Raw genomic sequence first — 24715 nt, forward strand, 5'->3', positions numbered from 1 at the left:
AACGTCGCCCGGGCTAGGCGAGGTTTCCCCTCTGCCTGCTGGAGAAGTGCCACGTCTTGCTGAAGCCCAGGTCCGCGAGCCGGGCCTGACACTCCTGGATCCGGGCCTGCTTGTCCGGTCTGGCCGGATCGAAGAGGAAGCCGACCACCGTTCCGCTGTGCGCCACCTGGATGCCCAGGGCTTGCACCGACTCCATGATGCCCAGGAACCGATCGAAGTGGGGCTTGGGCAGGTACTTCTGGCTGATGCGGGCGCTGGCGGTGGCGATCTGCCCCAGCAGCCGACAGTTGCCTTCGAGGACGGCCTGCCGCAGCAGCTCTCTCAGCCGCTGGAACTCCTCGATCTCCGCGTCGTTGTAGCGGGCCGGCTCGTGGGCCAGGGTGTCCACGCCCTTTCCGGCGGGATCGACGTTGAAGCCCACCACCTCCAGCTCTGGCACCTGCCCCTGGAAGCGCTGGAGCACCTGGCCCTCGCGCTGGGCGAAGAGCAGGGCACTGTCTCCAAAGATGGTCGAGTCCGAGGCGATCTCGGCCTTCACCGCCAACTGGGCGACGATGGCCGAATCCTCGGGCCGCTTGAGCGCGGCCGTGACGGCACGGATGGCGGCCACCACATCGCTCGTGGAGGAGCCCAACCCCCAGCCCACCGGGATGTTGCCGCGCACCTCCAGCCGCCCTCCTCGGATGGGAGCGCCTCCCCACTCCAGGGTCAGCTCCGCGGCCTTGAGCGCCTTGATCTTCCAGGCGGGTTCGACCACCAGTGGCCCCGTGGGGTTGGGGTGGAAGACCGCCTCCGCGCGCAGGCTCGGACAGGCGAGCGAGAGCAATCCCCGGTGCAGGCGGCCCCGCTCACCCCGGAAAACGCCCTGGAGGATCTCGCCATGATGGCCGATGGCCTCGCCCACGCCACGCTCGGGGCGAGGGGCTGCCTGTGTGGCTTGCGTCCTCGTGGCGCCAGGCTCGGAGGCCGGAGCGCTCCTGGCCTCGAGGACGAGCTTCTCAAGGCCCTGGATCGTTCGCTGCTTGAGGACTTGTCGCAGGCTCAGCGTCACGCCGAGAGAGTCGGCGAGCCGCGCCAGCATCTGGAGAGCCTTGATGGAGTGGCCGCCCAGCTCGAAGAAGTCCGCGTTGATGCCCACCTGCTCGAGTCCCAGCACTTCCTTCCAGACGGCAGCGATCTGCTCCTGCAGCGGAGTCTGTGGGGCGAGCTGCGGCTCGCGCTCCAGGGTCTCCCCGAAGGCGGGTGGGAGCGCCCGCTCATCGACCTTGCCGCTCACAGTGAGCGGCAGCCGCGAGAGGAAGCGGAACTTCTCGGGCAGCATGTAGTCCGGCAGCGACGCCGCGAGGAACTCCCTCAGGCTCGCCGCGTCGACGTGCTGCCACGTGTAGCCTGCGTCCTTGGCGTGGGGGTGCTCTATCCACACGCTGGGATCGTGGTACTCGCCGTACCCCTGCTCGAGGTGGATCGTCACCGGCTGCATCGTGTTCTGGAGCAGGTACTCCCCGGACGAGGTGAACTTCCGTCCGCTCCACTGCTCCCACTGCGCCACATCACCCCGGACGTACTGCGAGCGCAGCTCCACCTTGAGCATGCGTCCGCCCACGCGCTCGTGGATGCGCAGCCAGTTGTCGCTGAGCTGCCCGTCCTCCCGGCGCGAGTAGCACCACTGCTCGAAGGTGAGGTCCGGGCGCGACGACTTGCCCGTGGGACGCACCGGGACGATGACGCGGCCCAGCCCCAGCCCGTTCGCCAGGCTCTTGAAGCCCTGGAGGATGACGGTGGCCAGGCCCTTGCCGAGCGCTCCTTCCGCCACCACACCAGTGAGGATCATCAGCGTGTCGGGCCGTACGCCCCGCGCGGCGTCCTCGAAGCCCTTGCGCAGGCCGTCATCCCAGCCCAGGGGCAGCCCCTCCACCGTCCCATCCCACTGGATGGGCAGGGCGTTGCCCGCCGCCACCACCTCGTCCGCCTCGTTGATGAGCACGAACTGGGTATGGCTAAACTCGCCCGCCAACCGCGGCCAATAGGCCCGGAGCACTTCGTCACCCACGAAGTAGTCGGGCCAGGCTCCCACGTGCAAGTCATCCACGGCCCGCTTGAGTTCGGGCCGCTGCGCCAGCGTGAACATCCGGTAGCGCGTGCCCTCCGCCGTGAGGGTGCTCTCCGGCTCGCGCAGCTCCACATAGGCCACCAGGCCATCGCCGCCGTCGGGCCGCCGCGCGTGCTGGATCAGGCACCGGGCCACCGCGGGGTGGGTGCCCAGGCGGGATTCGATCTCCTCCAACTCGACGCGGTTGCCACGGACCTTCACCTGCTTGTCCGCGCGGCCGATGAAGTACACGTCCCCGGTATCCGAGTACCGGCCCAGATCGCCCGTGCGGTACATGCGCGCGCCCGGCGCCGCGGAGAAGGGATCGGGCGGGAAGGCTTGCGCCGACTTGCGTGCATCTCCCAGATACCCGCGTGCCAGGCCCGGAGAGCTGACGTAGATCTCGCCAGTTACCCCGATGGGGACTGGCCGCAGGGCCGCGTCGAGCACGTACACGCGCGCGTTGGCTACGGGCTTGCCGAGCGGGACGATGTCGCCCTCGAACGGCAGGGCACAGTCGAACCGGCTCGCGTCGACGGTGACCTCGGTGGGCCCGTAGTGGTTGGCCAGCCGGGCGCGGAAGGTCTCCTGGAAGCCGTCCCGCAGCGCCCGCGTCATGAAGGCGCCGCCGCAGATGACCCGCCGCAGCGAGGGCAGCTCCGGCAGGCTCCCGCGGCGCCGGCCCTCCACCAATTCGCCCAGCATCAGGGGCACGCACTGCATGAAGGTGATGCCCTCACGCCGTACCTGCTCGGCCACCTGGGCGGGATTCCGGTGCGTGCCGGGCGGCGGAATCACCAGCCGCGCGCCCACCGCCAGCGCCCAGTAGAGATCCAGGACGAAGGGATCGAAGGCGAACGAGGTGAGCAGCAGCACCGCGTCATCCGGCCCCAACGTGTAGTCCCGCTGCGTGGAGGCGATGAGGTTGAGGATGCCCCGGTGCTCGATCTCGATGCCCTTGGGAGTGCCGGTGGTGCCCGAGGTGAAGAGCACGTAGGCCAGTTGGCTGCCGTGCACGGGCAGCCGCGGAGATTCGGCCGGGAGCGAGGCCACTGTGGCTCGCTCGGCCTCCATGGACAGCACGGTGACGGATGCGGGCAAGGACTCCACGGTCCGCGCCACGTCGGTGAGCAGCAGCCGACTGCCGGCGAGTTCGAGGATCCGCGCCTGGCGCTCCGCGGGGTATTCGGGGCTGATGGGGACGTAGGCCGCGCCCGCCTTCTGGATGGCGAGCAGCGCCACCACCATGTCCGGCGAGGGATCCATCAGCACGCCCACCCGCTCCTCGGGGCGGATTCCCCGCGCGCGCAGGGAGTGGGCCCAGCGGTTTACCTCCGCATCGAGCTGCCGGTACGTGTACCGCCCGCCCTCCCAGGAGAGCGCCACCGCCTCCGGGCTGCGGGCCGCCTGGGCCTCGAAGAGGGTGTGGGCGCCCACCTCGCCGTCGAAGGGCAGGGAGGTGTCGTTGAACGAGCGCAGCAACTGCTTCTCGTCCACCTCGGAGAGCAGCCGGTACTGGGACAGGGGCAGGGCCGGATTGGCCACCACCTGCTCCACCAGCGACAGGTACTGCTCCAGCATCCGCTGCGCCGTCGCGGGCTTGAACAGATCGGTGTTGTAGTTCAGGCGGACGATGATGCCGGTGGGGACGTGATCGACGATGTAGGTGAGATCGAACTTGGAGGTCTGGCTCTCCGCCACGTCGATGCCGCTCATGAACTCCAGCCGCAGCCCGTCGAAGCCCACCTCCGAGGAGAGCCGCAGCTTGTTGTTCTGCAGGCCGTACATCACCGAGAAGAGCCGGTTGCGCGACAGGTCCATCTCAGGATTCAGCTCCTGGATGGCGAGGATGCTCGGATAGGTGTGGTGATCGTAGGCCTCCACCGCCGTGCGCTGCATGTCGCTCAGCAGCGCCTCGAAGCTCATCTCCCCGGAGAGGGTGGCGCGCATGGGCAGCGCCGTGGCGAACAGCCCCAGCAGCGGCGCCACGCGCTCGTCATCCCGGTTGGCGATGGGCGTTCCCACCACGAGATCGCTCTGCCCGGTGAGCCGGTGGAGCTGGGCATGCAGGGCCGAGAGGAAGACGATGTTGAGCGTGGTGTTGTGGCGCCGGGCGAACTCCTCGATGAGGGCGCTCCGGGCGCTCGGGATGATGCTGTTGACCTCCGCGCCGTTGAACGTCTGGAAGGCCGGGCGGGGGAAGTCCAGCGGCAACTCCAGCGCCGGGGGCAGGGTGGAGAACTTCTGGAGCCAGTAGCGCCGCTGGGGCTCCAGCGCGCCGGAGTCGATGGCGCGGGTGATCCAGTCCGCGTAGTCCACGTACTCCAGCGCGAGCTCCGGCAGGCGCGGGACCCGCCGCGCACGGTAGGCGTTGTAGAGCTCGCTCAGCTCTCGCGCCAGGTTCATCGTCGAGGTCTCGTCCCAGATGATGTGGTGGACCAGGAAGATGAGCTGGTAGCGGTCACCGGAGAACTCGGCGACCTTTACCTGGAACATCGGTCCGTTCTCGAAGTCGAGCGCCAGGCCGCTGTAGTGCGTCGCCAGCCGCTGCACCTCGGCCTTGAACTCCTCGGGCGGCACGGCGCGCCGATCCAGGAAGAGCTCCTGCTCGGTGATCCGCAGCTCGGAGCGGACCTTCTGCACGGGCTTGCCGTCCACGTAGCCGAAGTGGGTGCGGAAGGTGGCGTGGCGATCCACCAGCGTCTGCCACGCCCGTAGGAAGGCCTCCCGATCCATCCGGCCGGTGAGGATCAGGTCACCGATGCACACGTTGTAGAAGGGGCTCTCGGGCTCCAGCTCGTGCATGTACCATTCGGGGAGCTGGTAGGTGGCGAGCGGGTAGTGGGGCCGTGCTTCCAGCCGGCGCAGCGGCGGGAGCGCCACGGCGGGCGCGGCCTTCGCGGTGGTGGCCTGGGACTGCAGCGCCTCGACACGCCGCGCCACCTGCGCCACCGTCTGGCCCTCGAAGAGGTCGCGTACCGAGAGCTCGATGGCGAGCAGGTTGCGCAACTTCGCGTTGGCCTGGATGGCGATGAGTGAGTGCCCACCCAGGGAGAAGAAGTTGTCCTCGGCGCCCACCTTCGGCAGGCCCAGCAGGTCGGCCCACACGCTGGCCACCGCCTGCTCGGCGGGTGTCCTCGGCTCGATGTAGTTGGCCCGCACGCCGATGTCCGCCTCTTGCGGCGCCGGCAGCGCGTTGCGATCCACCTTGCCGTTGGTCAGCAGCGGCAGGGCCTCCATCATCACGAAGGCCGAGGGCACCATGTAGTCACTGAGCTTGGCGCCCAGGTACTCGGCCAGCTCGCCCGGCGTGACGTGCTGCTCGCTCTTGAGGGCGACGTAGGCGACGAGCCGCTTCTCGGGGCCCTTGTCCGCCCGCGCGACGACGACCGACTCGCGGATGGCCGGGTGCTGCGCGAGCACGGATTCGATCTCGCCAATCTCGATCCGGAAGCCGCGGATCTTCACCTGGTGATCGATGCGGCCCAGCACCTCGATGCTGCCGTCGGCCAGATAGCGCACCAGGTCGCCCGTGCGGTACAGCCGCGCCCCGGGCTCCGGCGAGAACGGATCGGGCAGGAAGGCCCGGGAGGTCCGGATGGGATCGTTCAGGTAGCCGCGGCCCACGCCCACCCCGCCGATGAACATCTCGCCGGGCACTCCCACCGGTACAGGCTGGAGGTTGGCATCCAGGATGTACGACTGGAGGTTGGGCAGGGTGCCATTGATGGGCATCGCGGCCCAGTGCATCGATGGCGCCTCGTGCATGGGGTAATGCGAGCTGTCGTCGGACACCTCGGTCGCCCCGTAGGCGTTGATCATCGGGATGCGCGGCCACAGCTTGAACCAGCGGGCGCAGTACTCCGGCAGCAGCGGCTCACCGTTGACGATGAACCAGCGCATCGCCGACAGATCGTAGCGCGTGGGGTTCGCCTCCAGCTCCTCCAGCATCAGGCGCATGTGCGTGGGCACCGTCTCCAGCACCGTCACCCCGTCCTGTTGCATCCGGGTGAAGAGCTGGACGGGCTCCCAGGCACTCTCGTCCTTGAAGATGGCCACGCGCGCACCCACCAGCAGCGCGGACACGAACTGCCACACCGACACGTCGAAGCTCTGCGTGGCGATCTCCGCCACCACGTCGCGCTCGGTCATGCCCAACGTGTGCACCTTCGCGTTGAGGTGGTTGAGCATGCCCACCTGCTCGATCATCACGCCCTTGGGCAGACCCGTCGAGCCAGAGGTGAAGATGACGTAGGCCAGGCTCTCGGGCGGGATGGCGAGATCCAGGTTGGTGTCGCTCACTCCCGGGCCGAGCAGATCGACGACGCGCTCGAAGGGCCGGCCCGCGGACACCTGCTCGGCGTCCGCCCGGTACTTCTCCTCGGTCAGCAGCAGATCGCACCCGCTTTGGGAGACGATGGCCTGCAGCCGCAGCCGGGGCAGGGCCGGATCGATCGGCACGTACGCTCCGCCGGCCTTCCACACCGCGAGCATGGAGACGAGGAACTCGATGTCGCGATCCATGAAGAGCGCGACGATGCGGTCGGTGCCAATGCCCCGCTCCCGCAGTCGGCGCGCCAGCCGGTTGGCCTGCGCGTTCAGCTCCCCGTAGGTGATGGAGCGCCCGTGGCAGACGGCGGCGGTGGTCTCCGGTGCCCTGGCGACCTGTTCCTCGAAGACGTGGTGGAAGCAGATGTCCTGCGGCCAGTCGATCGCTGTCTGGTTCCACTCCACCAGCAGTTGCTGGCGCTCGGAGGGGGTGAGCAGGGGCAGCCGGGAGATGCGCTCGCGCGGATCGGTGACCACGCCCTCCAGCAGCGTCTGGTAGTGGCCCGCCAGGCGGGCGATGGTAGCCGCGTCGAAGAGATCGGTGTTGTACTCGAACCAGGCCACCAGTCCGTCAGCCTCCTCGGTGAGGCTGAGCGTGAGATCGAACTGCGCGGAGCCCGTCTCCACGTCCAGTGCCGAGAGCGTCAGGCCCTCGAGCTCCAGGCGCGGCGGGGGCATGTTCTGCAGGGCGAACATGACCTGGAAGAGCGGAGGACGGCTCAAGTCTCGAGGGAGCTGGAGCGCCTCCACCAGCTTCTCGAAGGGAACGTCCTGGTGGGCGTAGGCCCCCAGCGTCGTTTGCCGCACCCGGCCCAGCAGCTCCACGAAGCGAGGCTCGCCCGCGACGCTGGTGCGCAGCGCCAGTGTGTTGACGAAGAAGCCGATCAGCCCCTCCGCCTCCACGCGGCCGCGGTTGGCGATGGCGCTGCCCACGACGAGGTCCTCGGCGCGCGAGTAGCGGTGGAGCAGGGCCTTGAAGCCGGCCAGGAGCGTCATGAACAGCGTCACTTCCTGACGGCGCGAGAGCGCGTGGAGCGAGCCCGTCAGCGACTTGCCGAGCGTCCAGGAGTAGCGGGCTCCCCGGTAGCTCTGGACGGCGGGGCGCGGCCGATCGGTGGGCAGCTCCAGCGAGGAAGGTGCCCCCGCAAGCTGCTTCTTCCAGTAGTCGAGCTGGGCCTCCAGCAGCGCGCCCTGGAGCCACTGGCGCTGCCACACCGCGAAGTCCCCGTACTGCACGGGCATGGGCGCCAGCGGTGAGGGCCGGCCCTCGGTGAAGGCGCCGTAGAGCTCGGCCAGCTCCCGCACGAAGACGCTGATGGACCAGCCATCCGAGATGATGTGGTGCATCGTCGTGAGGAGCACGTGCTCCGTCTCCGACAAGCGCAACAGCCGCATGCGCAGCAGCGGACCTCGGGCCAGATCGAAGGGACGTTGCGCCTCGGCGGCCACCCGCTGCCTCAGCACGGGCTCGGGCGCGCCGAGGCAGTCCTCCACCGCGAACTCCACCTGCATGGAGGCATGCACCCGCTGGACCGGCTGTCCCTCCACCAGCTCGAAGGTGGTCCGCAGCGACTCGTGGCGTTGGACGAGCGCCTCCAGGCTGCGCGTCATGGCCCCCACGTCCAGGGGGCCCACCATCCGGACCGCGCCAGGTACATGGTAGGCGGTGGAGCCGGGCTCGAGCTGGTCGAGGAACCACAGCCGCTGCTGGGCGAAGGAGAGCGGCAGCGGACGATCACGTGGAGCCGGTACGAGCGGGGGGATCTCGTGGCCCTGGGCGCCCTGGCGCGCCGCATCGACGCGAGAGGCCAGCCCGGCGACCGTGGGCTCCTCGAACAGCGCGCGCAGGGGAACCTCCACCTGGAGCACCGAGCGCACGCGCGCCATCACCTGGGTGGCCAGCAGGGAGTGGCCGCCCAGATCGAAGAAGTTGTCATGGATGCTCACCCGCGGCGCCCGGAGCAGCTCGGCCCAGATGCCGGCGACGGCCTCCTCGGTGGGGCTTCGTGCTGGCACCCACTCCCGCTGGCTGCCGCGCCCGAGCTGGGGCAGCGGCAGCGCGCGCAGATCCACCTTGCCGTTCGGCGTCAGCGGCAGCTTGTCGAGCATCAGGAACGCGGAGGGGAGGAAGGACTCCGGCAGCCGCTCCTTGAGGAAGGAGCGCAGCTCGTCCGGCGTCGGCGCCTCTCCCCGCTTGGGGACGACGTACGCCACCAGCTCCTTGGCCGCCGCAGTCTCTTGCTTCGCGGGCAGGAGGATGCCCTCCTGCTCGAGCCGCCGGGTCAGGAGTTCACGCTGCTCGGGGGTGAGGCTGGAGAGCCGGTGTTGCAGGGACGACATACGGAAACCTCACGCGTCTGGCGGGGGCCGCCACGCAGTGGACGCTCTAGAAGTAGGACTGGAGGGTGCCGCGGCGACGGATGTCGAGCGTGGCGCAGTGGAAGGAGCCGCCCAGTCGGTAGAAGTTCTGGAAGTGGCAGGTGATGGGCTTGAAGCCCCAGTCCTTGAAGGCACGGATGAGGGTGTGTTCGTTCTTGTCCACGACGACACGCTCCTCATCCAGCATGAGCGTGTTCATGCTGAGCCACTTGCCGCTGAAATAGAGCATCAGATCATCTGGGGAACACGGCTGCGGAGCCTTCAGGATGTCCCACGTCCTGAACATGTCGGGCACGAAGTCCACGCGCTCCGGGTTCACCAGCAGCTTGCCCGGCGCCATCGGCATGAACGTGGTGTCGATGTGCATGGGCTTGGTGTCACGACAGCGCAGCTCGTGGATCCGGTACTGACTTCCGAGGTGGCGCCTCAGCCACTCGACACCGAAGGTGTTGGTGACGTGGCTGCGGATATAGAAGATGTCCCGGCCACAGCGGATGAAGTCCGCGGCGTCGAAGAGCGGCTCGAACTCGGTGAGCACGTACCGCATCGCTTCCTCGTCGCCAGGCACTTCGTACGTCAGATCGTAGGCCTCGTCGGTGAGCTGAGGCTTGGGCGCCGACGTCCAGCGCGCCCCGGCCATGAAGTACTCCTTGAGCAGCTTGCGGTACGGGTGCACCTCGAAGTACCGCGAGCGCCAGGGCATGGGCGTTTCGATGATCTCATCGCCGATGACGAGCAGCAGATCCCGAGGCATGGCGGTGTACAGGCCGCCCGGAGAGTGCCAGTCCGGCGTGGAGAAGGCGCGAGCGTGATCGATGCGCTCGGGTCGGCGGACCTTGATGCCCTCGGCCTCGAGGATGTGCGCGAACTCGTCCAGGTCCCGGTTGGCGGCGTCGATGAGCTCCTTCGGGAAGGGCTTGCCGCCGTTCTGCTGGAAGAACTCCCAGTGCTGCTTCGGCATGGTGGCCTTGAGCGACACATGCCAGGTGGGGACCGTGGCGCCGTCGGCGACGCCCACGATGACTTCTTCCAGAGGATCCCACTCGGTGTAGGAGGACACGACAGGGAGCCTTTGAGTCTCCCGAGCCAGTTGCAGGTTGGTGCGTTGCATGTGGATGGGCTTTCGCGTGTTTGAGAGGAAGGGTCAGGAAGCGACGCGTCGGTGTTGTTCGATCTCCGCGAGGAGGCGCTCCAGGAGCGCCTGACTCCCCACGGCGGTGGCCAGGGCTGTGAGGCTCGTCGAGGACAGGGACTCGGAGGCCAGCGGCTCCGCGCCTTCCCGGGGCTGGGACTCTCGAGCGAGCACGACGACGTCCTGGATGGAGGGGTGCTGCCGCAGCGAGGCCTCGATCTCTCCGAGCTCGACTCGGACGCCGCGGATCTTCACCTGGTGGTCCGTCCGGCCCAGGAACTCCAGGCTGCCGTCCGGCAGGTGGCGGGCCAGATCTCCGGTGCGGAAGAGGCGCGAGCCCGGTGCCCCTAAGGGATCCGGCACGAACCGCTCGGCGGTGAGCTCCGGGCGGTGGAGGTAGCCGCGCGCCAGGCCCACGCCACCCATGAAGACTTCGCCGGGTGTCCCCACGGGCACTGGCCGTAGGTGCCTGTCGAGCAGGTACAGCCGCATGTTCCCCACGGGCGTGCCCAGAGGAACCATCTTGCGCGAGCTGCCCGGCAGGCAGGGCTGGTACGCCGCGTCGATGGAGACCTCGGTCTGCCCGTAGAAGTTGAACAGTCTCACCTCAGGCAGGCGCGAGAGGATTCGATCCTGGAGCTCGGAGCTGAGCGCCTCGCCCGCGCAGATGAGGAGCCGGAGCGCGCGGCAAGCGGACAGCCGCTCCTCCTCCAGCAGGACGCGGAGCACGGAGGGCACAAAGCACGCCACCGTCACGCCCTGCTCGGCCATGAGCCCCACCAGTTGATGGCTGTCCTGGTTGGTACCCTCGCGGATCAGGATCGCCCGCCCTCCCGCGTGGAGCGCCCGGAACAGTTCCCATACCGCCGCGTCGAAGCTGTACGCGGCCACCTGGAGGACGCGGTCCTCCGCGGTGAGGGGCAACGCGAGCTGCTCCCATTGGAGCCGGTTGGTGATGCCCCGGTGGCTGATCATCACGCCCTTGGGCACGCCGGTGGAGCCCGACGTATAGGCGACATAGGCGAGCTGGTCCGGGTTCACGTGGACAGAGGGCGCCTGCGGTGCTGGCCCCTCCCGGCGCCACGAGCTGGGGCGCAGGATCCGCTCCGGGGGAAGGGGCGCCACGTCCGCGAGCTCTCCCTCGGTCAGCAGGAACCGGACACGGCACTCGGACAGCAGCAGGGACTGGCGCTGCGCGGGAGCCCCCGCGTCGAGCGGGACGAAGGCCCCGCCCGCCTTGAGCACTCCCAGCATCGCCACGAGCACTTCGGGCGAGCGTGGCAGGCAGATCCCCACGCGCTCCTCGGGGGCCAGCCCCAGGTCGAGGAGTTGGTGGGCCAGGTGGTTGGCCCGGTGCTCCACCTCTCCGTAGGTGAGGGACTCGCTCGCGGAGGCAATCGCGATCGCCTCGGGGGTTTTGAGGGCTTGCTCCTCGAAGAGCTGGTGGAGACAGCGCTCGGGCAGGGAGACCTGGGTGCGGTTCCAGTCCACGAGCACCTGGCGCCGCTCGTCCTCGGCGAGCAGCGGCAGCTCCGACAACCGCCGGGAGGGATCGGCCGCGATGCCCTCCAGCAGTGTCCCCAGGTTCTTCACCATCCGGGCGGCGGTGGCCGCGTCGAACAGATCCGAGTTGTACTCCAGCCAGCCCGTGAGCCGCTCCCCGTCCTCCACCAGGGTGAGCGTGAGGTCGAACTTCGCGCTGTCGCTGTCGAAGTCCAGGTTCGTCAGGGTGAGCCCCGGCAGCGCCAGCGGCTGCATGGGGGTGTTCTGGAGGACGAACATGACCTGGAAGAGCGGCGAGCGGCTCAGATCCCGCTTCACCTGCAGATCCATCACCAGCTTCTCGAAGGGCACATCCTGATGCGCGTAGGCGCCGAGCGCCGTCTCGCGGGCGCGGGCCAGCAGCTCGGTGAAGCGCGGATCGCCGTCCAGGCGCGTGCGCAGCGGCAGCGTGTTGACGAAGAAGCCAATCAGCCCCTCGATCTGCGCGCGGTTGCGGTTGGCGATGGGGGTGCCGACGACGATGTCGTCCTGGTGGGAGTAGCGGTGCAGCAGCGTCTGGTACGCCGCCAGCAACGTCATGAAGAGGGTGGCACCCTCGCGGTGGCTCAGGGCCCGGAGCGCCTGCGCCACGTGCCGGGGGATCTCCAGCGGGAGCTGGGTTCCGTTGAACGTCTGTGAGGGTGGGCGGGGCCGGTCGGTGAGCAGATCCAGCGAAGTGGGGGCTCCGGCCAGGTGCTGCCGCCAGTACGCGAGTTGCTTCTCCAGCACTTCTCCTTGGAGCCACTGCCGCTGCCAGGTGACGAAGTCCGTGTACTGGAGGGGCAGGGGAGGCAGCGGCGAGGGCTGGCCCGTGACGAAGGCGCCGTAGAGCGCCGTCAGCTCCCGGAGGAAGACGGCGATGGACCAGCCATCGGAGACGATGTGGTGCATCGTCAGCAGCAGGACATGCTCGGTGCCCGAGAGCTTCAGCAGCTTCTGGCGCAGCAGCGGGCCCCGCCCGAGATCAAAGGGGGTGTTGGCCTCCTCGATGGCCAGGCGACGCACCTCGGTGTCCCGAGCGTCGCCGGACAGGGATGTGAGATCCTCCTGCGGCAGGCTCAGCTCCGGCGCGGGGCCCACCACCTGCACCGCCTCGCCGTCCTTCGTCTGGAAGATGGTCCGCAGGGACTCGTGGCGCTGGACGATCTCCCGGAAGCTGCGCTCCAGGGCAGGCTGATTCAGCGTCCCCTCGAGCCGGACGGCGAAGGGAATGTTGTAGTGATGCCCTCCTGGCTCGAGCTGCTCGAGGAACCACAGGCGCTGCTGGGCGAAGGACAGCGGCGACATCCGAGGCTTGGCTGCCCGTTGGGCCAGCAGCGCCTTGGCGCGTTCGCGCTTCTCCTCCAGCGTCATGGGGGGCTTGGAGTCACTCATGGCTTTGCCTCTTCGCTCTCGAGCTCGGCGAGCAGCGAGTCCAACTCCGCCTCTGAGAGCTGATCGACCTGCACCATCGCTTCTGGCTCTGACTTGCGCGCCGTCATCGTGGGCTCTTCCTGGAACTCCGCCTGGCGCTCGATGGCCTCGGCCAGGGTGGCCACTGTGCGGGCCTCGAAGGCGCTGCGCAGTGGGATCTCTACTTTGAACGTCTCGCGCACGCGCGAGATGAGCTGGGTGGCGAGCAGAGAGTTGCCTCCCAGCTCGAAGAAGTCGTCGTGGATGCCGATGGATTCGGTGCCCAGCACCGAGGCCCAGATCTCCACGAGCGTCCGCTCCGCGGGCGTGCGCGGGGGGGCTACCTCGCCCGAGCCAGTGGACTGGGGCTCGGGGAGCGCCCGGCGGTCCACCTTCCCGTTGGGGGTGAGGGGCAGGGCTTCCAGAAGGACGATGGCCGAGGGCACCATGTACTCCGGCAGGTGCTTGCGCAGCAGCGCCCTCAGCTCCTGCTCGCAGTCCCGTCCTGCCTCCACCGCCGCATAGAGGACGAGGCGCTTGAGCCCGGGCCGATCCTCCCGAACACAGGCGGCGGCCTGACGGACTCCGGGGAGCGTTACCGCGAGGGACTCCAGCTCTCCCAACTCGATGCGGAAGCCGCGCACCTTGACCTGATCATCGCTTCGGCCCAGGAACTCGATCTGGCCGTCGGGCAGGTAGCGGACCCGATCTCCCGTGCGGTAGAGGCGGGCGCCGGGCGTCGCGTCGAACGGGTGCGCCACGAACCGCTCCGCGGTCAGCTCGGGCCGGTTCAGGTAGCCGCGCGCCAGTCCCTTGCCGCCGATGAAGAGCTCACCGGGGACACCGACAGGGACCGGCTGCATTCGCGCGTCCAGGATGAACACCTGGGTGTTGGAGATGGGCCGGCCAATGGGCGGAGCGCTGTCCACGCCGGGGCGGACCTCCGAGCAGGTGGCGACCACCGAGCTCTCCGTGGGCCCGTAGTGGTTGATGAGCCGGAATGGCACTCCCGCCGGAGCCCCTCGATGGAGCTGATCTCCACCCGTCAAGAGCACCCGGAGCGTCGTGCCTTCAGGCCAGGACAGGGGCAGCACCTGCTCGGCCAGGGGGGTCGGCAGGAAGCTCTGGGTGATGCGCTGGGCGGCCATCCATGTCACCAGCTTCGCCGGATCGGCGCGCAGCGCGTCTCCGACGATGTGGAGGCTGGCTCCCGAGGCGAGGCAGGGCCAGGTCTCCCAGACGGAGGCGTCGAAGGCGGGACCCGCCACCTGGGTCATCCGATCCGACGGTTCGACGCGGTAGGCGCGCTGGTGCCAGGTCACAAGGTTCGACAGGCCCGCGTGCTCGATCTCCACGCCCTTGGGCTGGCCAGTGGAGCCCGAGGTGTAGATGACATAGGCGAGGTTGCGAGGCCCCACGTTGAGCCCGGGGTTGCTCTCGGGCTCCTGCCCGGCCTGCCAGGACTCCTCGGCCAGGAGCACCCGGCAGCTCGCGGGTGCGGTCGGAGCGGTGGCGCGCGAGGCGAGGAGCACTGGCGCGCGGGCATCCTCGAGCGCGAACAGGGTCCGCTCCGGGGGCGCGGTGGGATCGAGTGGCAGGTAGGCGCCGCCCGCCTTGAGGACTCCCAGGGCCGCCTCCACCAGCGCGGGAGAGCGTTCGATGCACAGCGCCACGGGCACGTCCGGCCCCACGCCCAGGGCGCGCAGGCGGTGAGCCAGCCGGTTCGCACGCCGGTTCAGCTCGGAGTAGGTGAGGCGCTGGCCCTCGGCCTCCACCGCCAACGCTCCCGGAGATCGGGCGGCCCACTCCTCGAAGAGCGTGTGGACACATTCGGCCGGGGTGGCCACCGCCGTCTGGTTCCAGTCGGCCAGCAGTTGTTGCCGCTCCGCGCGGCTCAACAGGGGCAGCTCGCTCAGCCGTGCATCCGGCTGTGTGGCCAGGCCCGTCAGCAGCGTCAGGAAGTGCCCCGCCATCCGCTGGATCGTCGAGGCCTCGAAGAGATCCGAGCGGTACTCGAAGGCCGCGCTCAGCCCCTCCTCGCCGCCCTCCAGCACGAGCGTCAGATCGAACTTCGCGGTCTGGGCCTCCGGCTCGAGCAGCCGGGTTTCGAGTCCGGGCAACGCCCTGGGAGGCAGCGGGGCCTCCTGCAGGGAGAAGGCGACCTGGAACAGCGGCGTGCGGCTCAGATCTCGTTCGAGCTCCAGCGCCTCGACCAGCTTCTCGAAGGGCACGTCCTGGTGGGCGTGCGCCGCGGTCGTCATCTCGCGGACGCGCGACAGCAGCTCCCGGACGCGCGGGTTGCCGGAGAGGTCCGCCCGGAAGGGCAGCACATTGACGAAGAAGCCGATCAGCCCCTCGGTCTCCATGCGGTTCCGGTTGGCCAGCGGACAGCCGATGACGAGATCCTCCTGATGCGAGTAGCGGGACAGGAGCACCTGGAACGCCGCCAGCAGCGTCATGAAGGGCGTGCACCCCTCGCGGCGCCCGAGCTCCACCACCGCGCGCGCGAGCTCGGCGGGGATCCGCACGGCATGCCGCCCGCCTGCGAAACCCTGTACCGCCGGGCGCGGCCGATCGGTTGCCAACTCCAGCGCGGCCGGAGCCCCCGCGAGCCGCTCCTTCCAGAAGGAGAGCTGTGTCTGGAGCGCCTCGCCTTGGAGCCACTCCCGCTGCCAGAGAGTGAAGTCCGCGTACTGGATCGGCGGCTCCGGGAGGGAAGGCGCCGTGGCCGAAGTCCTGGCGGCGTACAGCGCGGTCAGCTCGCGGACGAGCACCCCGACGGACCAGCCGTCCGCGATGATGTGGTGCAGCGTCAGCAGCAGGATGTGCTCCTGCGCGCCCAGCCGCAGCAGCCTGGCGCGCAGCAGGGGGCCCGTGGCCAGCGAGAACGGGGCCTGGGCCTCCCGGGTGATGAGCGCGCGGACCTCGGCCTCCCGCTCCAGCGCGGGCATCGAGCGCAGGTCGAGGAAGGGCAGCTCCACCGCGCTCGGGGCGGTGATGGCCTGCACCGGGTGCCCGTCGTGGAGGGGGAACGTGGTCCGCAGTGCCTCATGGCGGCGCACTATCTCACTCAGGCTCCATTCGAGCGCACAGGTGTCCAGCTCGCCGCGCAGGCTGACTGCGGCGGGCAGGTTGTAGCGTCCGGTCCCCGGCTCCAACTGCTCCAGGAACCACAGGCGCTCCTGGGCGAACGACAGTGGCAGGTGCGCGGGGCGCTCGGCCCTCCGGAGCGCCGGAGCGAGCGGCGAGGAGGCGCCGCGCTCGGCCTCGATGGACGTGGTCAGGCCCGCGATCGTCGGTGCCTCGAACACGCGGCGCAGCGGCAGCTCGACCCCGAATGACTGGCGCAGGCGCGAGAGCAGCTGCGTCGCCACGAGCGAGTTGCCGCCCAGCTCGAACCAGTTGTCGTGGATGCCGATGCTCTCGACGCGCAGCAGCTCCGTCCACAGGCGCGCCATGGCCTCCTCGGTGGGCGTGCGTGGCGCGACGAAGGCCTCGCGCAGGTTGGCGCGAGTCACCGCGGGGGCCGGCAGCGCTCGGCGGTCCACCTTGCCGTTGGGCGTCAGCGGCAGCTCAGGCAAGAACACGAACGCGGAGGGGATCATCGCCTCGGGCAGCCGCTGGCGCAGGTACTCGCGCAGCGCGTCCGGCTCCGCGCTCTGCCCCGAGTGAAGCACCACGTAGGCCACGAGGACCTTGTCCAGGGACGTCTCGCCCCGCACCACGGCCACGCACTGACGCACGCTGGGGTGGTGCCGGAGGACAGCTTCGATCTCGCCCAGCTCGATGCGAACGCCCCGCAGCTTGACCTGATGGTCGATGCGCCCGAGGAACTGGAGGTTGCCATCCAGCAGGTACCGCACGAGGTCTCCCGTGCGGTAGAGCCGCGCCCCAGGCTCGGTCGAGAACGGATCGGGGATGAACCGCTCGGCCGTCAGCTCGGGCCGGTTCAGGTAGCCGCGCGCCAGCCCCTTGCCGCCGATGAAGAGCTCACCGGGAACACCCGCCGGTTGGAGTCGCAGTTGCGCGTCGAGCACGTAGAGCTGGAAGGCATCCAGCGGGCGTCCAATGGGCGGCGGCACGCCCTCGGTGCCACCGGGCAGGACCGTGGCGCAGGTGGTGCCGATCGTCGCCTCGGTGGGACCATAGATGTTGGTGAGGCGGAAGCGCTGGTTGGGGCGCGGACGCCCGTGGAGCTCATCCCCGCCGGTGATGAGTTCGCGTAGTGCCAACTGATCCGGCCAGCCGAGCCCCAGGACAGTCTCGACCATGGGCGTCGGCAGGTAGGCGATGGTGATGCGCTCGCGGGCCAGCCAGGAGATGATCCGCTCGGGCGAGGTGCGGTCATCCTCGTCCGGCAGGTGAAGGCTCGCCCCCGTGGCGAGCGCCGACCAAATCTCCATGATCGAAGCGTCGAAGATGGGGCTGGCCACGTGGGACACCCGATCCGCAGGCGTCACTGCATACTCCCGCTGGTGCCAGGCGATCATGTTGGCCAGGCTCTCGTGAGAGACCTGGACGCCCTTGGGTTGCCCCGTGGAGCCGGACGTATAGATGGCGTACGCCAGCTGGGAAGGTGAGACCGGGGCCTCGGGCGCCGTCGCGGGCTGTCCCGCGAGCGAGTCCCACCCCTCGTTCAGGGTGATGACCTGGGCGGACGGAGGCAGACGGGAGCGGAGCTGCTCATCCGTGACAATGACCGGAGGCCGCGCGTCGTCGATCACCCAGGCGAGGCGCTCGCGCGGGGAGGCCGGATCCAGCGGCACGGCGATGCCGCCGGCCTTCAGGGTGGCGAGCCACGCCGCGATCATCTCCGGAGAGCGCCGCAGCAAGATCCCCACCGGCACCTCGGGCCCCACGCCCATGCGGCGCAGCAGGTGGGCGAGCTGGTTGGACCGTCGGTCCAGCTCCGCGTAGGTCAGCTCGTGCCCGGCGCCCGAAACCGCGAGCGCCTCGGGAGCGCGTGCCGCGTGTGACTCGAAGCGACGGTGCACGCAACCGTCCGCGGCCGCGTTGCTCCGCCCACCTCCCAGCGCGAGCAGGTGCTGACGCTCCGTCTCGGGCAGCAGCGCCAGTTCCGATACGCGCTGCCCCGGATTCGCCAGGATCGCCTCGATCAGCCGCTGGAAGCGAGCCACCAGCCGGGCCATGGAGCTGGCGTCGAAGAGATCGCTGGCATAGCGGAGCGAACCGGCGAGCTCCCCATCGACCTCGGCCATCTGCAGCGAGAGTTCGAACGGGCTGGTGTTCATCTCCACCCGCAGGCTCTCCGCTTCGAGCCCGGCCCACTTCACCGGGACTCCCTCCAGGCCCAGCACCAGCGGGGTGATCTCCGGGCTGCGATGCGGCTGCTCCCAGGCGAACATCGTCTGGAAGATCGGCGAGCGGCTGGTGTCACGGGCATACCGCAGCCGATCGGCCAGCAGGGGGAAGGGCAGGGCCTGGTGCTCCAGGGCGTCCAGGATCGTCTTGCGCACCTGGGCCAGGAAGTCGCGGAAGCTGGGCGCCCCGGACACGTCGCCCGTGAGGACTACGGGGTTCACGAAGTAGCCGACGAGCCCCTCCAGCCCTGGGTGGGTGCGGCCTGCGGTGGGCGAGCCCACGACGATGTGCTGCTGGCCGGTGTGTCGACAAAGAAGCACCTGGTAGGCAGCCAGGAGCGTGGCAAAGAGCGTGGCTCCGCTCTCGCGCGACAGCGATCGCAGCCTCCGGGTGGTGGTGCGATCCAGCCGGAACTCCACCGCCGCGCCCCGGAACGTTTGCAGCGGGGGACGGGGCCAGTCAGTGGGAAGATCGAGGGCCGGCAGTTCCTCTCCGAGCCGCTGCTGCCAGTAGCGCCACAGCCGATCGCCGTTGGCGCCGGAGAGGTACTGGTGCTGCCACCGCGCGAAGTCGGTGTACTGGATCGACGTGGCAGGAGGCAGCACCTCGGTGCCCTTGCCAGCGAGGAGCGCCGGGTAGAGCCGGTGCAGCTCCTCCGCGAGCACCGCCATGGACCAGAGATCGATGGCGATGTGGTGCGCCGCGAGCAGGAGCACCTGCTCCGCCTGGGGGCGCGCGTACAGGGTGGCGCGCAGCAGCGGGCCGCGCTCCAGATCGAACGGGCGCGCGGCATCCTCGCCGAGCCGACGCTTCAGCGCCGAGGCGTCCTCCGCGGTGGCGTCCACGAGGGTGAGCTCCACTGCACCCGCCGGGTGCACCTGCTGGAGCAGCTGTTCGCCCTTGGAGCGGAACGTGGTGCGCAGGCTGGGATGGCGCTCCACCAGCAGCCGCAGGGCCTCGCGCAGGGTGGGCACGTCCACCCCCGAGCGCAGGCGCACGGCAAAGGCCAGGTTGTAGGCGGCGCTGCGCGGCGCCAGTTGGTGCATGAGCCAGAGCGCCTTCTGGCCCTCGGAGACGGGCTGGGCTCCCTCTTGCTTCCCGGCGGGTACGAGAGCGGGTGGCCGGCTCCCCATCCACCCCAGCAGCTCCCCGGCCAGTGCCCGCAGGCTGATCGTGTCGAGCAGCCGCGCCAGCGGGAAGTCGGCATCCAGCCAGCCGTCCACGTCGCTCTTGAGCTCCACCACCGCCAGCGAATCCAGGCCGAGGCGGATGATCGGCTGCTCGGGATCGATGGACGCGGGGGCGACGCGGAGCTTCGCGGCCACCGCGCCGATCAGGTGCTCCTCCAGCAGGATCTGCCGCTGTTGCTCCGAGGTGGCTTGCAGCCGCGCCACGCTCAGCGCTGGCGGTGGAGCCTCCGGGATGACCGGGGCCGCGGGCAGCGCGCTCTCGCTGAGCACCTCCAGCTCCTTCTCCAGGAAGGCGGCCTTGGTGGCCTGGCGCTGGATCTTCCCGCTCGACGTCTTGGGGATGCTCCCGCTCTTGATGAGCACCACGGTGTGGACCTGCACGTCGTGCTCTTCGGCGACCACCTGGCGCACGCCGCCCACGAGCGCCTCCAGATCCGTGCCCGCCTGGCGCGAGTCCACCTCCTGGACCACCACCAACTGCTCCTGGCCCTCAGCGTCGATCGCGAAGGCGGCGGTGCAACCCGGGCGCATCGCCGGATGGCTCTTGATGACGGAAGCCTCGATGTCCTGCGGGTAGATGTTGCGCCCGCGCAGGATGATCAGATCCTTGATGCGGCCAGTGACGAACAGCTCTCCGTCCCGCAGCACGCCCAGATCTCCGGTGCGCAGGAAGGGCCCCTCGCTGGAGCCCTCCAGCGTGGCTCGGAAGACGCGCTCGGTCTCCTCCGGCCGCTGCCAGTAGCCCTGGCCCGTACTGGGCCCGCTGACCCAGATCTCTCCCTCTTGCCCGGGCGCGCACTCGCGGCGCGTCTGGGGATCCACCAGCCGCACCGTGTTCCCGGACAGCGCACGCCCCGAGCTCACCAGGTTCGCCCCGTCCGTCACCGGCGCGGTCCCCAGGGTGTGCCCCGTGACGATCAGCGTCGACTCGGCCAGCCCATAACAGGAGTAGAACGCCTCTTTGCGGAAGCCACAGGGGGCGAAGGTCTGATGGAACCGCTCCAGCGTCTCCGGCCGGATGGGCTCCGCGCCGTTGAAGGCCACCTTCCAGCGGCGCAGATCCAGCGTCTCGCGTTCCTCCGGCGAGCTCTTTCGGACGCAGAGATCGTAGGCGAAGTTCGGCCCGCCGCTCGTCGTCGCCCCATAGCGCGACACGGCCTTCAACCAGCGGAAGGGGCGCTGCAGGAAGGCGATGGGCGACAGCAGCACCACGGGGAACGCGCCGTACAGCGGCTGCAGCAGCCCGCCGATGAGGCCCATGTCATGGTACGGCGGCAGCCAGATGACGCCCCGGCTCTCGCGCGAGTGGCCGAACGCCGAGTGGATGAGCGCCGAGTTGGCCAGCAGGTTGCCGTGCGTGAGCATCACGCCCTTGGGGCTGCCCGTGGACCCCGAGGTGTACTGCAGGAAGGCGAGCGTGTCGGCGCGAACCTCCGGCTCCTTCCACTGATCCTCCAGCCCCGCCTCCGGCGCGTCCGTGGCCAGCCACTTGAGCGCTCCCAGCTCGGGCGCCTGCTCGAAGAGCATCTCGGCCATCGAGTGGATCATCCCCGTGGTGAGGACGAAGCGGGCGCCCGCGTCGCGCACCATGGCCTCCAGACGGGGCAGGCTGCGGTTGAGCCGCGAGGGATCAGGCGGGTAGGCGGGCACCGCCACCGCGCCCGCATAGAGGCAGCCGAAGAAGGCGGCCAGGTACTCGTTGCCCGGGGGAAACAGCAGCAGCGCCCGCTCCCCACGCGCGCCCTGAGCCTGCAGCAGCGCCCCGATGGCACGCGCCTGCCGATCCAGCTCCCCGTAGCTCAGGTGCGCCTCTTCCTCTTCTCCATCGACCAGGAAGGTGTAGCCCCGGGACTCGGGTTCTTCCTGGGAGCGGAGACGCAACAAGGCAATCAGGCTGTCTAACGACGGCAACATGCTTGGTTGCTCCAGAGGCTCTGGCGGAAAGTCGGCCCAGAGACTTTAGCAACATTTTATGGGAAGGTAGATATTTCTGGGAAGTTGATGAATACTGCTATCACGAGGTTTACGGGTTTACCCTCAGTGATCCCAGCAGGACATCGCGTGGTGGCGGCCCGCAGGGCGAGCGACGGGCTCAGGCGCCATCCAGCACGTGATTCGAACAAGTGTACAAGGTCCCCTGACAGGAGAACTAGATGTACGAGAACATCGAACGGATCAAGTCCCCCTCCCGCGAGGTCTTCATCAACGAGTACCTCTTGAAGCAGAAGCCGGTGATCATCACGGACCTGTTCGAGGGGCAGCCCATCTCGCAGATCTCCAGTCTCGAGGTTGCACGCAAGCAGCTGGGGGAGATGCCCGTCATCGTCCAGGAGGGGCACGAGGAGTATTTCGTCCGCATGCTCCGAGGGCTGCTGACCAGCGACTTCTCCTTCGTGGACATCGGCAAGGAGAAGAGCACGGTCAACGGCTATCTGGCGATGGTGGAGAAGGATCCGAACACCCGGCTGGTGTGTGCCGAGGTTCCCCGGTCGATGATCGACAAGGTGGAGGCCAGCTACTCCATTCCCGATTACTGCAAGCCTGACGCGGGCGAGCTGGACGAGTACACCTCCATGCTCTGGCTGGGCAACGTAGGCAACTACACCCACCTGCACTACGACGCCGACTACAAGAACATCTTCCAGTACCAGCTCTGGGGCGCCAAGCGCGTCGTCCTCGTGTCGCCATCCGAGTCCCGGAAGCTCCTGCCGCTGCGCAACAACAGCGCGTCGAGCCCCGAGGGCCTCAAGGGCGAGGACAATGACGCCTTCGTTCGCTACGTGAACGGATACCAGGCCGTCGTCCGCACGGGTGAGACGCTCTTCATGCCCGCGATGATGTGGCACTACTTCGAGTACCTGGACACCAGCATGGCGCTCACCATGCGCTTCCGGCGCAACAAGTACGTGCGCTTCATGTCCGAGAACCTCCACATCGACTACCACCTGCAGGGGATCGTCTTCAAATTCATCAACGAGCGGGCCATCGGAGCGGAGCACCTGAAGGCCTATGCCGAGCTGGAGGCCGCGTTCGACAAGCCCTTCGACAACCCCTCCGAGAAGGGCAAGTACATGCAGGACACGTACGAGCGCATCTACTCCTGGTTCTGCAAGGACTACTTCCAGGGCGATCTGGCGCGGCCCTTCCTCCGCGAGATCAAGGATGCCATCCGCAACGTGGACATCCTGGCGGGCCAGCTCTACTCGGGCGAGCGGCGCGCCGCCTGAGGTCCTCGCTTGCCGCAGTTGGCACCACGAGGCTCGCAGCTTCTGGTGGGGGTCGCTACACCTCCTCGAATCTCGTGCCCGTGGTGCCCATCTGCTCCAAAGCGGCCTTGATCTCGTCGGAGATGATCAGGGCGACCTCCCACCCGTCAGGACGGAACACCTTGGCGTTCCCCACCTTCGCTTTGTCGATGCGCAAGCGATCGACGCCCATGTATTGCCCGACTTTCTCGGGCACTCCATGCTCTGGCTTCCAGAAACTCACTTCGGACGCCTCTTCGTCGATGCAGCGGATGAGGCGCGTGACCACGAGGACGAGGTACTGATCTGGTTGGCCTTCGATGTCTGCGGGGATCAGCTGCACGTCGCTGGGGGCACGCTCTGCCAGCATGGAGGCAACCTTGACGTGGACGACGGGGATCCTGATTCCCGCCTCGGTGAAGTCGAGCGGCCTGCCCGCAATCTCGACGGGGATCCTCAACCTTCCTTCCACGTGCACGGGTGTTCCTCGCTTGAAATCCCAGTCGTGCACCCTCTGGCCCGAGCCGACGATAGGCGTATCTAGGTGCCAGCGGTGTGGGATATAGACATCATCAGCAAGATCAAAAAAGCGCTGAGCCATGAGGATCTTCTAGCGTCATTTTCCTAGCGTGACGAGGCGGTTGAGTTCCGTGCCAGGGGTAGAGATCAGTCTGGCGAGTTCATCCAGCGCGGGCAGTAGCCTCGCCCGGCATTCCGCGATGCTGCTGCAGTCTCCAAGCGCCCTGTCCACGCGCCTGTAGACGATTTCATGGTAGCGCTGCGGGTGCGGCCCCTTGTGCCCCTCGACGGGCACGACGTTTTCTTCGTCCGTCAGGCGCATTCCTGCCCTGGCAAAGAGCCGCTCCAACCGTTGAGTCCACGGGCCACCGCGCAACGTCGAGATCTTGTTCGCCCTGGTTCCGATGTGATGCCTCTCGGTGCGATTGCGGCGTCCGCCGCTCGCCGCCATCGCTACCGCGCCGGGGGCCAGCGCCATGCTGAAGCCGTCCTCCGTCACGGCCACCGATTCCACCGCGCCCACCTCGGACAGCAGGACTCCTTCCTGCTCCGCTGCATGGAGCGACACTTGAGCCGATCCGGGCAGTGTCGCCACCTGTTCCGTGAACCCTTTCGCCGTGTGCGTGAGCAGTGCCATCACGATCATGGAGAAGGCTTGCGCCGCTTCGCGTGAGAACAAGCGGCCGAACTTCTCGCCCGCGTCGCGGATCTCCTCGAAGGTGGTGGCGGTCTTCATCTCCTCCATCAGCTCGAACCAGCCTTTCACGAGGTGGTAGAGCGTGCTCGCGCCGAGCCACAGCACGAGCGCCGCTGTCGCCCACGCGGCCACGAACTTGGTCACGGGCTCGGGCAATGCGAGCAAGACGAGCAGCGTCACGACAGTGCCGACCGCTGCTTGCAGGACGGCCCGCATGCTCACCATGTCGCCTAGCGCCTTCTGGAATTCTTCTAGAACAGGGCTCTTGCTCAAGGCCATGGCGAGCATGTACCGGCCTTGCATGTCCAGGTACTTGCCCCCCACGAGCGCGCTCAGGCAATCGCCCTCCACACCCTGGGCACTGCGACACCACGCCTTGTAACAGATGACGAGCTTCTGTTCCCCCTCTGTCAACGCACCTTCCAGGGGCATGCCCGACTCCAGCGGGACCAACTTTCGCTCTCGCAGCAGGTAGAGATAATCCCCATAGAGCGCGTCCAGTTGAAACAGCCGTTCCACTGTCTCCCGGGGTGAGCCCGTCAAGCGCACCTCACGTGCCAGTCTCCGGATCGCCTCGGTGACTTGCTCCGGTGGCAACTCCACCGGCTCCGTTGTGGCAGCGCGGGAGATGGAGATCAGTGTTTCTCCCTCTCCTCCCGAGCCCACCCGGATCAATGGCTGGGCGGTAGTGCACCCAACCATCAAGGCAAGGAACAGCGCTTCGACCTTCCAGAGAATCCGCCAGAACATGGGGTACCCCTTCGTGTTGAAGGGGAGCAGGTTAGGGGACTGTTACCCGGCAGAGGAGGATATGGCGAGTGGTGCTCGCGTAGGAACCCACGGGCTCAGCGGGCAGGCGGATCCGATCTGGATCCTGCT

7 protein-coding genes are annotated in these 24715 nt (G+C 68.4%); 1 reads left to right on the top strand and 6 read right to left on the bottom strand.

Features of this window, described 5'->3' with window-relative positions:
* Positions 1–13: 13 nt before the first annotated feature.
* Genes KY501_RS07880 through KY501_RS07895 form a run of 4 tightly spaced genes read right to left on the bottom strand, consistent with a single transcriptional unit; the run spans position 14 to position 21289 of the window.
* A complete protein-coding gene (locus tag KY501_RS07880) occupies positions 14–8758 on the bottom strand; it encodes a non-ribosomal peptide synthetase (protein ID WP_224362048.1) in 8745 nt (2914 codons plus the stop codon).
* A gap of 46 nt (positions 8759–8804) precedes the next feature.
* Positions 8805–9908 carry an inosamine-phosphate amidinotransferase 1 gene (locus KY501_RS07885; protein ID WP_224362049.1) on the bottom strand — a complete coding sequence of 368 codons (1104 nt, stop codon included), beginning with the start codon at positions 9906–9908 and terminating at the stop codon, positions 8805–8807.
* A 33-nt stretch (positions 9909–9941) separates the two neighbouring features.
* Positions 9942–12845 (bottom strand): non-ribosomal peptide synthetase, encoded by a 2904-nt coding sequence (locus tag KY501_RS07890; RefSeq protein WP_224362050.1) that lies wholly within the window; start codon positions 12843–12845, stop codon positions 9942–9944.
* A complete protein-coding gene (locus KY501_RS07895) occupies positions 12842–21289 on the bottom strand; it encodes a non-ribosomal peptide synthetase (protein ID WP_224362051.1) in 8448 nt (2815 codons plus the stop codon). The genes KY501_RS07890 and KY501_RS07895 overlap by 4 nt, the downstream gene beginning before the upstream one ends.
* A 239-nt stretch (positions 21290–21528) precedes the next feature.
* Between KY501_RS07895 and KY501_RS07900 the strand changes: the two genes are divergently transcribed.
* On the top strand, positions 21529–22602 hold the full coding sequence (locus tag KY501_RS07900; RefSeq protein WP_224362052.1) for a cupin-like domain-containing protein: 1074 nt from the start codon (positions 21529–21531) through the stop codon (positions 22600–22602).
* A gap of 55 nt (positions 22603–22657) precedes the next feature.
* Here the strand turns inward: KY501_RS07900 and KY501_RS07905 are convergent, their stop codons facing one another.
* Both KY501_RS07905 and KY501_RS07910 read right to left on the bottom strand, forming a co-directional pair.
* Entirely contained in the window at positions 22658–23221 is a 564-nt protein-coding gene (locus tag KY501_RS07905; RefSeq protein WP_224362053.1) for an imm11 family protein, read from the bottom strand.
* 15 nt (positions 23222–23236) lie between these two features.
* Positions 23237–24586 carry an AHH domain-containing protein gene (locus tag KY501_RS07910; protein WP_255636019.1) on the bottom strand — a complete coding sequence of 450 codons (1350 nt, stop codon included), beginning with the start codon at positions 24584–24586 and terminating at the stop codon, positions 23237–23239.
* Between the last annotated feature and the right edge of the window lie 129 nt (positions 24587–24715).

It is taken from the genome of Hyalangium versicolor (genome assembly GCF_020103695.1).
Taxonomy (GTDB): Bacteria; Myxococcota; Myxococcia; order Myxococcales; family Myxococcaceae; genus Hyalangium; species Hyalangium versicolor.

Excerpts from the sequence above, each read along its gene's own strand:
- KY501_RS07910 (WP_255636019.1), bottom strand. The coding sequence starts at position 24,586 with ATGTTCTGGCGGATTCTCTGGAAGGTCGAAGCGCTGTTCCTTGCCTTG.
- KY501_RS07885 (WP_224362049.1), bottom strand. The coding sequence starts at position 9,908 with ATGCAACGCACCAACCTGCAACTGGCTCGGGAGACTCAAAGGCTCCCT.
- KY501_RS07890 (WP_224362050.1), bottom strand. The coding sequence starts at position 12,845 with ATGAGTGACTCCAAGCCCCCCATGACGCTGGAGGAGAAGCGCGAACGC.
- KY501_RS07905 (WP_224362053.1), bottom strand. The coding sequence starts at position 23,221 with ATGGCTCAGCGCTTTTTTGATCTTGCTGATGATGTCTATATCCCACAC.
- KY501_RS07880 (WP_224362048.1), bottom strand. The coding sequence starts at position 8,758 with ATGTCGTCCCTGCAACACCGGCTCTCCAGCCTCACCCCCGAGCAGCGT.
- KY501_RS07895 (WP_224362051.1), bottom strand. The coding sequence starts at position 21,289 with ATGTTGCCGTCGTTAGACAGCCTGATTGCCTTGTTGCGTCTCCGCTCC.
- KY501_RS07900 (WP_224362052.1), top strand. The coding sequence starts at position 21,529 with ATGTACGAGAACATCGAACGGATCAAGTCCCCCTCCCGCGAGGTCTTC.